The sequence below is a fragment of the Enterococcus sp. E5-37 genome, from assembly GCF_035726925.1.
In the GTDB taxonomy this organism is placed as follows: Bacteria; Bacillota; Bacilli; order Lactobacillales; family Enterococcaceae; genus Enterococcus_B; species Enterococcus_B faecium.
This window is the reverse complement of record NZ_JAPMLG010000022.1, coordinates 1-14,858: the sequence shown is the minus strand read 5'-3', so window position 1 is coordinate 14,858 and position 14,858 is coordinate 1. Positions and strand designations below refer to the sequence as shown.

The following is a 14,858-nucleotide window of genomic DNA, read 5'->3' as shown; positions in this document are numbered from 1 at the left end:
TCTGTAGTAAAATCATTCATAGGGAAGTCCTCTTTTCTGTGAATTGGTTGTCGTTAACTTTATTCTACAGAAGGGACTTCCTTTTTTGTATGGATTTTTTCATTTACACAAAATATTTTATACTCTCCTTCTGCTTACGTACATCTAAATTATTATCTACATTAACAATTTCCGTAATTAATTATAAAAAGCTTATTCCATTTAATTTCATTCTGGAATAAGCTTCTTATTTTCTAATGAGTTAGTGAATAATTTTTTTTACCATGCTTAATAGTATCTTTACGTCTCCTATACGCGTATCTCCTGTTTCTTTATCTATAATTGAACTATAAACATGAGGAATCACTTTTTTTACACCTGCATCGATTGCAATTTTCAGAATTTCTTCAAAGTTTGAAAGATCAATTCCTCCTGTTGGCTCTAAATAGAATTCATATTTTGCGCAAGCTTCCGCAACTGCTTTAAATTCTTCCCTATGTGCTAAGCCTTTCATCGGGAAATACTTGATTGAAGTACCTCCCATGTCTTGCAGCATTTGAATGGCAGTTTCAATAGGCACTTCAGCTGCTGGCGCTTGTGAACTTAACGGACCTGTAGCAATATTGACATAGCCGATCTTACCTGTTGGTGAAACCAATCCATTGATGACTGTATCATTTTGGCCCAATAAAGCACGAGAAGTCCCCACGCCAGTAAATACTTGATTGACATGTTGTGGTTGTAAAACCCCAGATAAACGCGAAACCATCTGACTTTGGTTTGGATCTCCAGCGCCTAATCCAACTGACAACGCATTATTGGTTGCGTCTTGGTACCTTTTCATATCTTCGATTGCTGCTTCATCGCTAGCATAATTTTTCGATAGCACACCTAGTACGACATGCCCTTCCGCTGCTTCATAGCATGCTTTTGCATTTTCAACTGAATGAGCTAATACATTTAAACATACACGATTTTTATAATAATTTGGGATAACTGACAATTTAAAAGCCTCCTACATGATTTCTCTCAATCTTTTTATAATTTTTTCCATTTCGTTTTGGCTGACAGAACGAATGTCGAACTCAATGATTCCGTTATTTGCTTGATATTCTCGGGTGTAGACTGCTGGATTTCGTGCTTTTAATTCCTGAATGACTTCTTTCGCACTTTTATCGCCATTAATCGTTACACTTGCTCGATAAATATCTCTGCCGGCACCATCTTGAACTATTTTCGCTGAAAGGTCAGGAAGTTGATTGATTGCGTTAACAAAAGGCGCTAATCGTTGCTTCATGGAGTCACCGGATTCGCTCCCATTTTTTAAATAATCTTCTAGTGCCTGGGTAAAGCCTAAAATATTATCTTTACCGATTTTCATTGCTCGGCCAATACCTTTAGACTGTAGCCGAATCCATTGAATATACTTCTTTTTTCCTATCACCAGTCCGGCACTCGGACCTTCGATTGCTTTTGCCCCAGAGTAAATCACTAAGTCAACGCCCATTTCGCTATATTTGAATAAATCTTCTTCCGCAGCTGCATCAACGATCAATGGCAAACGATGAGCTTTGGCAACTTCTACCATTTCTGCCACCGTCAGCATACTTTTCTGAACTGCATGATGACTTTTAATATATAGAAGCGCAGCAGTTTTTTCCGTAATCATCATGGAAACATGTTCCGGTGTACACATATTTGCATAGCCAGCTTCTATGACTTTTCCTCCACCTTGAGCAACCATTACTTCAACCGGTGTCCCATAATCTACATTATGTCCCTTAGGTATGATGATTTCCCGTCTAGCGATTTTTTCTGTATAGGGATGATAGACATGGTACATGTCGTCCTGTCCGATTAAAGCAGCAACAGATTGAGCAATCCCTGCTGAAGCAGAAGAAACGATTTGCGCATCTTCCACTTTCAGTAATTGAGAAAGATAAGCGCCGGTTTTGATGGCAAGATCACTCATCTCAAAAAAATGCTCGCCTCCAAATCGTTGTGCTGCTAGGACACTTTCAGATACCTTAGAAACCCCTAGGATCGTCATTTTTCCCGATGCATTAATGACTTCTTTTAAATCAAACTTTCCATAGCTAATTGTCATATATGACGCCTCCAATAATTGTTTTAATCGGTAAAATTTGTTCTTTAGCTATACGTGTAAATCCGTTGGAATCTTTCAATTCCTTTTCATTTTCAACAATCTCAAATATCGTCAAATCTGCATCATAATTGACAGCTAACTGGCCCTTATTCTTCAAATGAAAATTCCGTGCAGGAACTGCTGTAACTTTTTCAATGATTTCTTCCCAAGAATAGCCGACTACCCTCAATTTTTCTAAAGTAGTTGCTAGATCAAAAACTGGGCCATTTGTACGATTGCGGATGTAGATATCCGTACTAATAGAGGTAGCTTTCATTCCTGCTTTTAGTGCGGTTTCTGCCACATGGAAATTAAAGCTATCCGTCCCATGTCCAATATCAAAGACAACACCATTATTGTAAGCATCCCAGACAAAGTTTTTAATTTGATCTGTCTTTGGATCTAAAATACCGTTTGGTTTTCCATTAAAACAATGGGTCAATACATCGCCTCTTTCCATTCTTGACAATACTTCTTCTAACTCAGGAGGTGCAGAACCGATATGAACCATCAATGGCAGATCATTGTTTTCTGTCTGGATTTTTTTAGCTAATTCTAATGGCTTAATGCCATTTTCACCAACAACTGTCTTACTCATTCTCGCTTTGATCCCGACAATAAATTCCGGCAGTTCTGCTAACGCAGTACTTACTAGATCTTCTTGAATCTTTGTTAGATCAGCAAGTTCATCTTGTTTGACAATGCCCCATTTAGAGATATTCATTAGCGCATACACATTTGTCTTGACCGATTTCGTCAATTGATAAAATTCACGGATGTTTTCTGCTCCCGTAGTTCCAGCATCAATGACCGTCGTCACACCTTTTTCGACCCCTATCTGATCAGGATAGTCATAATAAAGATTCATCTTTTCATAGCAGTGGACATGATCATCGATCCACCCAGCGGATAAATAATACTTTCCCTCCAAGTCAACTACTTCTTGCGCCGGCTGATTTATTTCTGCTGCAACTGCTTTAATCATGCCTTTTTCTATAGCGACCTCTATTTTAGATCCATCAACCAACCTTCCATTTTTAATCAAAGTATCAAACATTTAATGACCCTCTTTCTATTAATTTACTGCCGGGAAGATTGCTCCTAAAATCATTGCTCCTAAAATAGCACCTCCAGCAATTGGTTTTTTCCAAGCATAGAATCCTAGTGCTCCTAATGTAGCGCCAATGCCGATTGGAATAGATGCTGCACACGCGCTTAATATAATTAATGGACCCAAAAAACGTCCAGATGAATTTCCTGCCCCCATCATGACGTCAGCACCAAAAGTGGAATTTGATTGATTGATCGTAAATTTACGAATCAAGACAATGATGCCACCAACAATCAAACCTAGAACCAAACCAGTCAATAAAGAGAGTGCAAAATTATCGATTGGTGCCGCTATTTTCATACTTAAGAGAATTGCTGGTACCCCAATTCCGATCCCAGTTAGGATCGAACCGCCTAAGTCCAAGATCCCAACTAAAGAGCCTTCTAAAATTCTGGCAAATAAGAAACTAGCACCAAACGCTGCCGCTGCGCCATAGGATCCGCCATCCAGCCCGGCTTTTAACATCGCCACGATCGAAACTTCATTGAATGCACCCACACCATACATCACATACATGTGTGTTCCTGCAAATACAGCAGCGGACATAATTCCTACGATTAGCGGAAAAGACCAGTCTGCAAACCAAAAGCTCTTTTGCCGCTTTGCTTCTAATACTTTTGCTTGTTCTTCTGTTGTCTCCATGATTCTCCTCCTATTTCACACTAAAGATGTTGTGCAAGTTATCAAGCCAATTAGGCACTTGAAGCTGGAAGCTCTTGATCATTTCCATATCAAATCCACGGAAAAATCCACTGAAAATAAATAATAAAACAATAGCGATCATCATGCTCTTCGTGACGCGATTCCAACCGCTCTCATCGACGCCTTTACCAATCAAGATTCCTAGAACAACACCAGGTACCGCATTTCCCATAATCAATTGCGCGATACCACCAAAAAGAGTGCCCCAAAAACCAGTTCGTTTCCCTGCGTCTAAAGCTGCCAACCAAAAAATAACTGGCATTCTGTATTGATCAGAATCGTCGCTGCTGGTACCAAAACGGAAACCGCCGTCACTTGTAACGCCTCTGGAATTGCTGCAGCTGTTGTGTTTAAGAAGGCTACCACCACTGCCCCGATAACCGCTCCAATGATCCCCATTTTTTTCGGATCATGCATGGTCTGGGTGACATCTTTGTTTTTTGCTAGAAGTGCTGCCGCTGCCCAATTGGGAATGATTCGATGCGTCACATCTTGTGTGAATGCACCAGCACCAACTGAAGAAGCCCATGCATTAAAGAAAAAGCCTAAACCAAATGAAAAATGAGAAGCTGGATCACCCATGCAGGCATTCATTTCGCCTAATGTTCTAAAAGCTCCTAAACCTTGTGTATTAGGTGCATGAAACATTCGAGCTGCCCCGACAGATGCTGCAAAACCAAGTAATCCCCCGATAATGACCGATTTGACTAGAATGATTACGAAATCCACGTTATTCTTTCCCCCTTATGATTCAAAATTAGATTTTTTTAGTTACAAATGGAATGGCAATCCCATTTGGATCTTCAGTCATTTGCTGGCTGAACGATATGTCTGCCAATTTTATTTCTGTTACAGCCACAGTAACAGAGAGTTCGACTTCATAGCTAATACATTGCCGTGGGAAGAAGAAAAATAGAAAGCGTTCTGTGTATTTGTTTTCGACCGCCTTTAAAATATCCACATTGACTGGTTCGATTCGCAATAATACGTTTGATTGTTCCATTATTTTGTTTTGAATTTCTGCTAACGCTGATGCAAAAGCATGTTGCTTTGTTTCCCCTTTACCGGAGACGATAACTTTTTGCTGAATTGTCTTTTGAACGCTCATTTCATGTCCCTCTTTCTATTTTCCATGCTTTTTGATAAATTCTTCTGTCAGACGTTTTCCTAATTCCTCTTGATCCATAAAGCCGAAACCTAGAACAGTTTTGCCATCCTTGATAGCTGTGATCCCTTCTTCAATCGAACGCATACCATGTCGTTCTGGATAGCCATATTTTGTTGCTGTTGTTAATGCACCTGCACCACCACTACCACAAAAAGAGATACCCATATCTGCATGCTCTTGTTGCATCACATCGCCCAAACGCATATCTGCCCCCATTCCTGGTACGACAACTGCTTTTCCGCCAGCTGCTTCTACCCCTTTGGCCACATTTTGTCCTTTACCCATACGGTCTGCAATAACTACTGTAATCATGATTGTTTCCTCCTAAATATTAATTATTTTTTGCTGTTTCAAAATGAATCGACAAAACATATATTTCATCATCGGTTAAATTACCGATACTTCTAACTATTTCATCAGAAATAGTTATGGCTTCTTTGGATACTTCTTTGAACAAATCCCGATCGACTACGGGAATCGTTTCCTTTCTTTGAGAACGTTTCAGCATCTCATTCAAGTGATTAATTAGAATGGTCCACTGCAACTCGGTTGGTACAATAGCATGTTCTGCTAATCGCTCTTCAATTAGATCAATCACTTGTTTTAACTTTTCCCGATTTTGACTTTCCTCGATAATTTTTAAAGCCTCGTCTGACATTTTCACTAACTTGACGCTCCTTCTTTTATATATGAGAATAATGCACTGATTTCTGACTGATTGATTCCTAAATTATTTTCTGCAAAAACTGCTTCGATTTTTCCTACCAGTGTTCCTTTGTCTAAAATAATCTGGTCTACTTGACGACCTTCTGCCATATATTGTTGATCAAATGTGATACGATGAACCATTAAGAATACATGAAGCAAAAAAGCTTCTCGATATTCTTGGATCAATTCTGCTTCCAAAATGACAAGTAAACGTTCATAAATCGTATAAGCTTTCAAAATCAATTCCTTGCTAAAGTCTTCTAAAGTATCTTTATTGATGGACGTTTCTCTAAGATTCAAGTTATGCCTTTCCTGCTGATTGGAAGAAGCAAGTATTTTTTTTATTATTTGTTGAATTTTTTTCAAGTCCTGTTCAGTGGGTAATGGATGGACTTTGATGAAAGGACGATCGATGCCATTGATTGGAAAAATACTAATCACCAAATCAGGATCTTTGGTGGCAATCATTTCTTGCGCATTCAATACTGAAGCAAATGCCACGATAGTGATATTATTTAATTCTTCATTGATCTTTTGCTTGATCAGACTAGTCACACCCAACCCTGTTGAACAAATGTAGACGGCTCTAACGCTTCGTAGATCTTCTTCTCTTTCGTAGGAAACCAAAAAGTGTAAGGCAATATATGCCACGAAAGAATCATTGATCAGAATATTTTGTTCACTTATTTCTTGTCGAACTGCTTGCTTGATCGCATCAAATAATTTCGGGTATTTCTGCTTGATATCTTCTTTAAAAGGATTATATTCATTGACAAATTTTTTCTTTCTCGATAATCGCATGGATAAATGAGCATACAGATTCGTCAACAATTGTGGATCTTGATAAAAAGAATGGTTGATTGCTTTACTTACTTTATAAATCACATTCTCAACTAGTTTCATGACGTCTTGCTGGTGAATCGTGTCGAATGTATCACTATAGATATAATGATATTCATCCTCGAACAGTGGCAACTGATAATAATCAAAGACCTGCTGCATGACGCGATAAGAAAGATCGTTTTTGTCTAATTCTTGTTCAGCAACCAATTGATAACGACCAATCGTAGCCTCTTTGCGTAAGCGAACGGTAGCAATTGTCACTCGAATCAGAATATTTAGTAATTCCGCGTAATTCAGTTTCTCTAGATTTTCAAATTCCAGTAAGTGCCGCATTCGAATGATTACTTGATTAAATACCTCTTGGATAGGTGTAGCAGTAGCAGAATACATTTCAAAGTATTCAGTCTCACCGCCATTCAATAACAATGACATTAATTTATAAATGTCATAATCCGTGAACTCTTTTTGAAGAATCTCTTCAATCGTTAATCGAACTAGACGTTCTTCTCCTGTGATCCAAAAACCCTTTCGCGCCTGACGATTCAAGGTCAATCCTTCCTTAAGAAAATTATTTTCCAGCACATCTAAATCATTCATGATCGTATCTTTGCTGACATCTAATGCGTTGGCCATTTTCATTCCAGTAATAGCTTCTTTTGTTACTAAAAGCATAATTAGTAAACGTTTGATTCGGAGACTTTGATCTGCAAATATTTCAAAACGATTAACATCCATCAATTCGCTTTTTAATTTGATTCGATCAGAGCTACTAATATTCATCCAAATTCCCTGACTACGTTTGCTATATAGGACTTGCTTCCGCTCATTCAGCCACTCTCTTATATCATCTAGATCGTATTTTATCGTCCGAACACTAACATTTTCTTTTTCAGCCAACTTTTTGATTGTTACTGGTTCAGACATTTCCACCAAGTAAATCAAAAGCTGCCTTTCTCTTTTTGTTAGCTGCTGCATTATCATCTCTCCTTACATTGCTAATATAAGCGTTTTCTAAACTAACGACAATATGAAATGTTTGCACTTAACTAAGTGCAACTTATAGCTTTTTAACTAATATTACAGAGTTTATCTATTATAAAGACGACTACATGTACTGTTAAAAAGCGTTTTTTATTGCACTAAGTCGTAATATAAATAATCAAACGCTTTTTCAAATTTTTTAAATTAAAAAATTGAGAACAGCTTTCAATATCTTAAACCGTATATTCTCTAAAAATATCATGGCTTACACGTTCTATCCTAAATAAAATTTGACTGGATCACCATACAAAAATTAAACTCCATGTAGAATAATACGCGGCTGACGAATTCCTACATGAAGCTTATCTATGACTATAAATATTTAAAAGTAATGAATAAAAGAAAACTAATCAATGATACACGTTTAGTGGTATTAATCATACTCAAATAAAAAATATTCAAACAGATGGATTCATACTTTCTATCCTGCTAAAATTTCATAAAGTATATATAATTCCCATGTCGATATTTTGATTTTATAAAACTGTTCCAAAGTATAGAAAATCGTTTGTGTATTTTGATAAAACAATTTGTTGTTGATTTTCAGCTGGTTGATATCTTCTGGGACTGGATAGTCTTTTGCACCAAGTATCGTTCGTTCGACCATCAAAGCTAGATGCATCATTAAATTGAACTTCATTTTAGCATTCAACTGAAGACTGAATCTTTTCTCGCACTTTTCTACTACATCTTCTACTTGCCGGATAATTACATCAGGGTTTAAAAATTCGAGTTTTTCAGATAAGCCTTCTTTTGAAAAGAAATGGATGAATTCATTCGTTAATAATGGAACACTACTAGGATGAATTAGGTTTCTCAATTGTCTATTCAATTTATTCTCTGCATCTTCATCCAAAACATCAATTAGATTAATACTGGGAACCGGGATTGTGTTATCCAGATAGGAAGTTGTCAAGATCAACGCCGTCTCTTTCAAATATCCTTCTTCCGAAGAAGCGCGTTCTAATGCGCTCACTAATTCTCCGTAATTTAATACGATTAGCTTAATATCAGGATTAAAGTATTTTTCACAGATCATTTTTATTTTCTTAGCAATATCACGACCAGATATACTGGAAATAATGACATTTTTTTCTACGGCAAAACCTTCAAAATACTGGATATTCGTTACAAAATCACTTTCTGCCGTTTTTGCAATCTCATAAAAAAGATTTCCATTGATTAGTTGCTGTCCAATCTCTAGTGCATAAGAGGTAGTTAAATTATTAATAACTAATAATTCTCCTAAAATTTGAGGCTTCAAGCTCTTATATAAATGAGTTAATGAGCCCATATCCACAAGCATGATCACTCCTTCAGATGTATCTCTTTCTGAAAGCCAATCATTAACTTTTGTGATAATATCTCTAGCAGAAGATGATAAAGGCATATTGATAGCATCAAAAACGTAATCTCCACACATTTTATTTGCCACAGCTTGAATACTACTAGCAGTCGCGTTTCCATGAGCTACTAGTAATGCTTGGTAACGGATGTCTTCTGAGACCTTGCCGATCAGCATTACACCTAAGAAGAAAGTAACAAAGGGGCGAATTTCTAGAGGAAGCTCTCTTGTGAGATTAGTAGTTAAAAGTATAGTTCTAGGATACTGTTTTGATAGTAGATGTATTTTTTCTTTTAAATTTTTTTCTGGTAGTTTTCCTTTTAAGATTTGTAGTAACCTGCAAACAATTTCAAGGGGTTCTAGCGTCATCGCTTCATTGTCAATGATTCTACGATTTTGCTTTTGGATGCTTGTTTTCATACTTAAAGACAAACTATCATTTGACAAAGTCACTACATTTTCTAAGTATTGACTATCAAATTTTTGTAATTTTTCTTTTAATTCAGCAAATTCATTTATATCTAATATAGGCATCAGTCTCTCTGCAAAAATCTGGTATTCCTCAATAGATGGACTAGATGTAGAAGGGTAAGTTATTTTAACTGTTGTTTTCTTATCTTGACCTATAAATAATGTTTGACTATGAGGTGTCAGCCTTAATGCATCAGCACAACTCATCCTTACCTGATTTGATAAGCTTCCAATATTACCTGAAAGTTCTTGTGTTGTTAAGGCAAAAAAATTCTCGTTTGAAATAACTATATTCTTTTTTATTCGCTTTGCTTCTCTTTCAAACAAATATTTGACTAGCTCTATACGCTCAAATATTGGTCGTTCATGAAAAGCTGGTAATTCAACAATAACGGAAATACGTCGATAAAATGTCGGTAATAGTGCTTCTTCAGGCGTTTCAGTCGTTGCAAATAATAATCGAACATTCGAAGAAATCATTTCTGCTTCTTCGCCGATAGGCCGAAAATTCCCTGTATCCATAAATTGAAATAGTTTTTCCTGATTCTCGTGAGATAATCGATGTACTTCGTCTAAAAATAAAACACTATCATCAGCTTGCGCTAAAAGACCAACCTTTTCTTTTTCTGCTCCTGTAAAAGCACCTTTTGTGTGTCCGAATAGAATAGAAGATAATAACTCAGGGTTATTAGCGTAATCTGCACAATTGAAAACAAAGAAATTTTTTGTTCCTTTACACTTGTTTTCTTTAAGATATTTAAAAATTAAGTGTGCTAAAAAACTTTTTCCAACTCCACTTGCTCCATACAAAAGAAGTGGTAATCCTAATGGTGGATACAATACCGCTGCCTTACACGTCTCAATTGCTCGTCTAGCACTGCCATTACTTCCAATATACTTAGCAAACGCGTCTTTCACACCTTTGTTTTCTGATTCGGCAATTGACCAATACACTGGTTTTGTTCCGCTTTTTTGTATTTCATTTTGATCTAATAACTCATTCAAATATAAGCTTGTTGCTGAGCGACTTAATGAGATAGAATCAGCAATCTCCTGTGTCGTCAAAGTAGTTGCTTCAGATAATAAATTTAGTAACTGTTCTCTCGTTTCTTGTCGCATACTTAAACCTCCCTCATAAAAAAAATACAGTATATGATAAGAAATGGAAATGTCATATTTTCCCAAAAGCCTCACAACAGATGAAATATTAAAAAATCAAAACTACTGCAGTCAGAGTGCATCAAATCATACTCTTAGCTACAGTAGTTTTTCCTATGGGACACGGCTCTATTTATTTCGAATGTAGTAATTCAGATAATATCAAGGTGGCTGCTTCATTATCGGTTTTAGCTTGTAGAATCTCTGCTGCTTCATCGTCAACAAAATGATTCAACCAGATCGGACACCAGCCGGCTAATCTAGATGGAATAACATCATTTTGATAACTATCCCCTAAATAGTAAATTTTTGTTATCTTTTCTGGCAATTGTTTAGAAACTTTTCGAAAACAGCTTACACTTGGTTTTGCATCACCTAACTTTTCCGAAATAAATTGCCATCTCGGTTCGATAAAACGATCAAGATCTAATTGTTCTAATTTTCTTTGCTGTTGCTGAGTGAATCCATTTGTTATAATTCCACATAGAATTCCACTTTTTTTCAAAACATTTAAAAGCAAAGACATTTCGACTGACAAAGTCTGTTTGCTTTGACATAAATGATAGTAAGCATCTAATTCCGATAAATTGGTATTCTTCTTTAAATTTAATGTTTCCATCACTAGTAACCATCGTTCGTCTTTCTTTTTTGTATCTAGTTTTCCTTCTTGATAAAACTTATAAATCTTTTCGCTATGACAGCGAAATTCATGATAAAGACGCTTTAAAAAAGGTTCTTCGAGGAAATAGTCAGGATAGTACTTTCGGATGGTACATTTGAAGGCACTATAATTGTCTAATAATGTATCATCAACATCGAAAAAAACAGCAATGTTTTCTAGCATATCCCTAACAGACCTAATATAATACCTAAAAACATAATACCAAACATTACTACATTTACGTTGACTTTTTTCCGTAATAACCAAAATGCAAATAACGTCACCGCTAATGGTACGATACCTATAAATAATTGATCAAGGTAATCTTGAATTTTCATCACTTCTTTGCTGCCTTCTACGCTCACCTCTAAGATGGTCTTGAATTTGACATTCGATGCTGTCATTGATCCCATCATCATTAAACCCAACATACTTGAAGCTTTTGTCAAAATTTTCATTCCACCTGATTCATACATTCGTTGAATAAAACTGGCACCCACAGAATAACCGCTATACAGTGCATAATAGTGAATGAGAAAAGCCGGAATATTATAAATCAATAAAAATATGATTGCACCTAGCGGAGAACCAGTTGCTGCTAAAGAGATACCGATACCCGCTGCGATTACCCGTAAAATACCCCAGAAAAATGAATCACCAATACCTGATATTGGTCCCATTAATGATGCTTTAACAGCAGTGATTGAACTGGCGTCAAAATGTTCATCTTCACTATTTTGCTTTTCCATTGAAGCAACTAATCCCATGATGAAATTATTAATATGCATCGTTGCATTGAACCAAGTTGTATGGCGAACAATTGCCTCTGCACGTTCTTCTTTTGTTTGATAAAAACGATTGATAACTGGCAGCAGCGTATAGATGACGCCTACTGCGTGGTATTGCGTTGCTCCAGTACGACTGGCATTCATCGTCCATGAACGCCAAAATACAGAACGCATCATTTTCTTTTCTTCTTTTGACAAGTTTTCTTGGAATTTCATGCGAAAAAGTCCTCCTCTTCTTCTGCTTTTGTCATTAGCCCTTTATCGTGCCTATTACCATTTTTACCAGCCTCTCTAATTTCAATATCCCGCTGAGCGCTGACAACACAGATAACACCCCCAATCACAGCAACAGCCACTGCCGGAAGTTGTAAGTAAGCGGTTAGAACAAATCCAAGGATATAAAAAACAGCTAACTTATTGTCCCATAAGAGCTTCATCAACATGGCAAATCCAACAGCAGGCAACAACCCTCCAGCTGCACTAAGACCATTCATTAGACTCTGAGGGATATGTTCAACAAAGGAATTTACCGGACCACTCCCCGCTAAAATTCCAATGAAAGAAATAGATGAAATGATTAAATAATAGATCACCCATGTACCAAAATGTAGCGTAAGGATCATTTTTTGGTTATTTTCACGTGCAGCTTTATCTAAAGCTGGAGCAAAGATATTCATGAAAACATTTTTCAAAAACATAACGACAAATGCAGCTAACATACCAATTGGCACAGCGAGAGTCATTGCTGCTTTTTGTTCTACATTAGAAATGATGGCGAAAGTTGTAGCTAAAGTTGTGGCCGTTACTGGCTCTGCTGCTATCACTCCGCCAATATTTACATTTCCTAAAAATACGGCTTCCAAAGAGGCTCCCATCAAAATACCCGTTTTCATGTCCCCCATTAAAATACCTGTAACGAGACCTACTACTAATGGACGTTCCATCATACTTTGTCCAGTCAAATAGTTACCCGCAAAACAGATAAATACTGCTAAAGCTGCCATAGTTGCGTGCATTAACATATTTTATTCCTCCCTATTTTAATGCATCTTTTAAACTCAATTGCGGATTTGACGGCAACACCTGGTTGTAACTATTTACTCGATCTAACTTAGCTAATTCCTTTGCTGCAGCTAATTCATTAGGATTCAACTGCACACTAGGAAATATCATTTTTTTCGTTGATGGATCAGATTTATCAAATCTACCTGCGTTAGCAACATTGACTGTTTCTATGTTTTCCACATTTTGAGCTATTTTATTTGCATCGGATACGCTATTTACAATGACAAAAATTCGTTTGCCGGCTCCTCTTGGATCATTGAATATATTGATAGCATCATCCACCGAACGAATTAATAGTTTCATTCCGTTTGGTACGGCCATCTTCAATGTCATTTGCATGACCTCATTTTTTGCTGCTTCATCATTAGCAACCACTAATAATGGCGCATTTAATTCTTTCGTCCAAACTACAGCTACTTGACCATGGATTAGTCGATCGTCCACACGTATTTGAGTTATCATCCTTTTTTCCTCCTTATTTTGTATCAAATTACTACAATAGTTTCTTCTTACACTTTTGATTTAAAAAAATGTCTCTTCTGTAGGCAAATCTGTTGATACTAAACGAACCTGGCTTATCTCAATTGCTTCGTTTATACTTTCTTTTGTAAAGACTTCATTTTCCGGTGTGAGGACTAAAGATAATATAATTGCTAAATTACTATTAGAAATGACAAACAATTGATCTTTTTTTTGTTTTATCAGTTCTGCTACCACTGTTTGATTTACACTTCCGCCAAACAGATCGGTAAAGATAATTCCTTGTTCTCCTTCTTCGATAGAATCTATAAAGTTCGAAATGATGGGCGTATAGTCTTCATTTGTTAAATATGCATTAATGACTTCAAGTTCTGCTCCTTTATCAGCTAAAATCGCCATTGAATTTTGAAAACCGCTTGCTAGTCGCCCATGTGTTGCAACTAAAAATTTTTTTTTCATATTTTTCACCTCACTTTATATTAAGCAAATACTATGCCAAAAAAGAAAAGTATAAGAAAGTCCCATTTCTTGAGCTTTCTTATACTTTTCAAACTGTTTAAACAGTTTGATTTACTTCTAAACAGATGGTAATAGGTGACAGAAAGCTTGTTAGTAAATCTGCCTAAACCAGTAGTACCTTTTCTTTTAAGCTATAACGAACTTCGAACCTAATTAACTATACATATGCGTTTTCGCTAAGGTTAACTTTCATTCAATATATGAGAGAAAACCCTCTTTTCACAAAAATTTTAAGGTAAGACTACTAATAATCCAAAATGTAAAAAATAATTTTTTATCACTCCCGAAAGATGAATTTTTCAATTACAAAAAAGCCACTTTTTTAAGTGGCTTTTGAACGGAAGCTCATTATCATCATACTTATAGGAGATGGTTTAGTGCTAGCAGAATAATGATAATGACAAGAGTACTATCACAAATACTCCTTAGAATAGTTTTCAAAAGGAAGATAGTTGTCAACGGTCTGTGATAGTGACTTAATTATGTCACAGTAATAGAAATAAAAATAGTTTGAAAATTTTACTGTTTTTAGAATTTTTTTAAATCTTATTATTTGTCAAATTAAGCGAGACAAAACTTTCCATTTACGTAACTCAAAAAAACTTCTAATGGTGTTTGGTAATTTAGTGATTTTCTAGGGATATGGTTTCTTTTGGACGCAACGGATGAGATG

General features: G+C 36.2%; 14 protein-coding genes and 2 pseudogenes. All 16 read right to left on the bottom strand.

Annotated features, from left to right (window positions below; translation table 11 throughout):
• Window positions 1-241: 241 nt before the first annotated feature.
• A complete protein-coding gene (gene dagF, locus OS138_RS12535; protein WP_002288301.1) occupies window positions 242-982 on the bottom strand; it encodes a 2-dehydro-3-deoxy-phosphogluconate aldolase in 741 nt (246 codons plus the stop codon).
• Window positions 983-994: 12 nt separating this feature from the next.
• Complete coding sequence (locus OS138_RS12530) at window positions 995-2,086, bottom strand: DgaE family pyridoxal phosphate-dependent ammonia lyase (protein WP_284590276.1); 1,092 nt, start codon at window positions 2,084-2,086, stop codon at window positions 995-997.
• Window positions 2,076-3,182 carry an amidohydrolase/deacetylase family metallohydrolase gene (locus OS138_RS12525; protein ID WP_002288305.1) on the bottom strand — a complete coding sequence of 369 codons (1,107 nt, stop codon included), beginning with the start codon at window positions 3,180-3,182 and terminating at the stop codon, window positions 2,076-2,078. The genes OS138_RS12530 and OS138_RS12525 overlap by 11 nt, the downstream gene beginning before the upstream one ends.
• Window positions 3,183-3,200: 18 nt before the next feature.
• A complete protein-coding gene (locus OS138_RS12520; protein WP_002296962.1) occupies window positions 3,201-3,878 on the bottom strand; it encodes a DUF4310 family protein in 678 nt (225 codons plus the stop codon).
• A 10-nt stretch (window positions 3,879-3,888) separates the two neighbouring features.
• A pseudogene (locus OS138_RS12515) lies at window positions 3,889-4,667 on the bottom strand (DUF4311 domain-containing protein).
• Between the two features lie 28 nt (window positions 4,668-4,695).
• On the bottom strand, window positions 4,696-5,046 hold the full coding sequence (locus OS138_RS12510) for a DUF4312 family protein (RefSeq protein ID WP_010728416.1): 351 nt from the start codon (window positions 5,044-5,046) through the stop codon (window positions 4,696-4,698).
• A gap of 15 nt (window positions 5,047-5,061) precedes the next feature.
• Window positions 5,062-5,418 carry a glycine-rich SFCGS family protein gene (locus tag OS138_RS12505; RefSeq protein ID WP_325070184.1) on the bottom strand — a complete coding sequence of 119 codons (357 nt, stop codon included), beginning with the start codon at window positions 5,416-5,418 and terminating at the stop codon, window positions 5,062-5,064.
• A 19-nt stretch (window positions 5,419-5,437) separates the two neighbouring features.
• A complete protein-coding gene (locus OS138_RS12500) occupies window positions 5,438-5,770 on the bottom strand; it encodes a PRD domain-containing protein (protein ID WP_010728417.1) in 333 nt (110 codons plus the stop codon).
• Window positions 5,770-7,632, bottom strand: coding sequence for a BglG family transcription antiterminator (locus OS138_RS12495; protein WP_325070183.1), 1,863 nt, complete (start codon window positions 7,630-7,632; stop codon window positions 5,770-5,772). Before OS138_RS12495 ends, OS138_RS12500 begins: the two co-directional genes overlap by 1 nt.
• Before the next feature lie 487 nt (window positions 7,633-8,119).
• A complete protein-coding gene (locus OS138_RS12490; protein ID WP_325070182.1) occupies window positions 8,120-10,633 on the bottom strand; it encodes a sigma 54-interacting transcriptional regulator in 2,514 nt (837 codons plus the stop codon).
• Between the two features lie 172 nt (window positions 10,634-10,805).
• Window positions 10,806-11,516, bottom strand: a complete 711-nt coding sequence (locus tag OS138_RS12485) for an HAD family hydrolase (protein ID WP_002337773.1) — start codon at window positions 11,514-11,516, stop codon at window positions 10,806-10,808.
• Window positions 11,510-12,337: a PTS system mannose/fructose/sorbose family transporter subunit IID gene (locus OS138_RS12480; protein ID WP_325070181.1), complete on the bottom strand. Its 828-nt coding sequence runs from the start codon at window positions 12,335-12,337 to the stop codon at window positions 11,510-11,512. The genes OS138_RS12485 and OS138_RS12480 overlap by 7 nt, the downstream gene beginning before the upstream one ends.
• The gene (locus tag OS138_RS12475; protein ID WP_325070180.1) at window positions 12,334-13,143 is read right to left on the bottom strand and encodes a PTS mannose/fructose/sorbose/N-acetylgalactosamine transporter subunit IIC; all 810 of its coding nucleotides are present in this window, start codon (window positions 13,141-13,143) and stop codon (window positions 12,334-12,336) included. The genes OS138_RS12480 and OS138_RS12475 overlap by 4 nt, the downstream gene beginning before the upstream one ends.
• A 13-nt stretch (window positions 13,144-13,156) precedes the next feature.
• Window positions 13,157-13,648 (bottom strand): PTS system mannose/fructose/N-acetylgalactosamine-transporter subunit IIB, encoded by a 492-nt coding sequence (locus tag OS138_RS12470; protein ID WP_325070179.1) that lies wholly within the window; start codon window positions 13,646-13,648, stop codon window positions 13,157-13,159.
• A 60-nt stretch (window positions 13,649-13,708) separates the two neighbouring features.
• Entirely contained in the window at window positions 13,709-14,125 is a 417-nt protein-coding gene (locus tag OS138_RS12465; RefSeq protein ID WP_002306992.1) for a PTS mannose transporter subunit IIA, read from the bottom strand.
• A 621-nt stretch (window positions 14,126-14,746) separates the two neighbouring features.
• Window positions 14,747-14,858: pseudogene (locus tag OS138_RS12460) on the bottom strand (IS30 family transposase); the annotation flags it as partial.

What these genes read in the sequence shown, in the direction of transcription:
- OS138_RS12530 (WP_284590276.1), bottom strand. Translation starts at nt 2,086, where the DNA reads ATGACAATTAGCTATGGAAAGTTTGATTTAAAAGAAGTCATTAATGCA.
- OS138_RS12485 (WP_002337773.1), bottom strand. Translation starts at nt 11,516, where the DNA reads ATGCTAGAAAACATTGCTGTTTTTTTCGATGTTGATGATACATTATTA.
- OS138_RS12490 (WP_325070182.1), bottom strand. Translation starts at nt 10,633, where the DNA reads ATGCGACAAGAAACGAGAGAACAGTTACTAAATTTATTATCTGAAGCA.
- OS138_RS12475 (WP_325070180.1), bottom strand. Translation starts at nt 13,143, where the DNA reads ATGTTAATGCACGCAACTATGGCAGCTTTAGCAGTATTTATCTGTTTT.
- OS138_RS12510 (WP_010728416.1), bottom strand. Translation starts at nt 5,046, where the DNA reads ATGAGCGTTCAAAAGACAATTCAGCAAAAAGTTATCGTCTCCGGTAAA.
- OS138_RS12520 (WP_002296962.1), bottom strand. Translation starts at nt 3,878, where the DNA reads ATGGAGACAACAGAAGAACAAGCAAAAGTATTAGAAGCAAAGCGGCAA.
- OS138_RS12525 (WP_002288305.1), bottom strand. Translation starts at nt 3,182, where the DNA reads ATGTTTGATACTTTGATTAAAAATGGAAGGTTGGTTGATGGATCTAAA.
- OS138_RS12465 (WP_002306992.1), bottom strand. Translation starts at nt 14,125, where the DNA reads ATGAAAAAAAAATTTTTAGTTGCAACACATGGGCGACTAGCAAGCGGT.
- OS138_RS12470 (WP_325070179.1), bottom strand. Translation starts at nt 13,648, where the DNA reads ATGATAACTCAAATACGTGTGGACGATCGACTAATCCATGGTCAAGTA.
- OS138_RS12505 (WP_325070184.1), bottom strand. Translation starts at nt 5,418, where the DNA reads ATGATTACAGTAGTTATTGCAGACCGTATGGGTAAAGGACAAAATGTG.
- OS138_RS12480 (WP_325070181.1), bottom strand. Translation starts at nt 12,337, where the DNA reads ATGAAATTCCAAGAAAACTTGTCAAAAGAAGAAAAGAAAATGATGCGT.
- OS138_RS12495 (WP_325070183.1), bottom strand. Translation starts at nt 7,632, where the DNA reads ATGCAGCAGCTAACAAAAAGAGAAAGGCAGCTTTTGATTTACTTGGTG.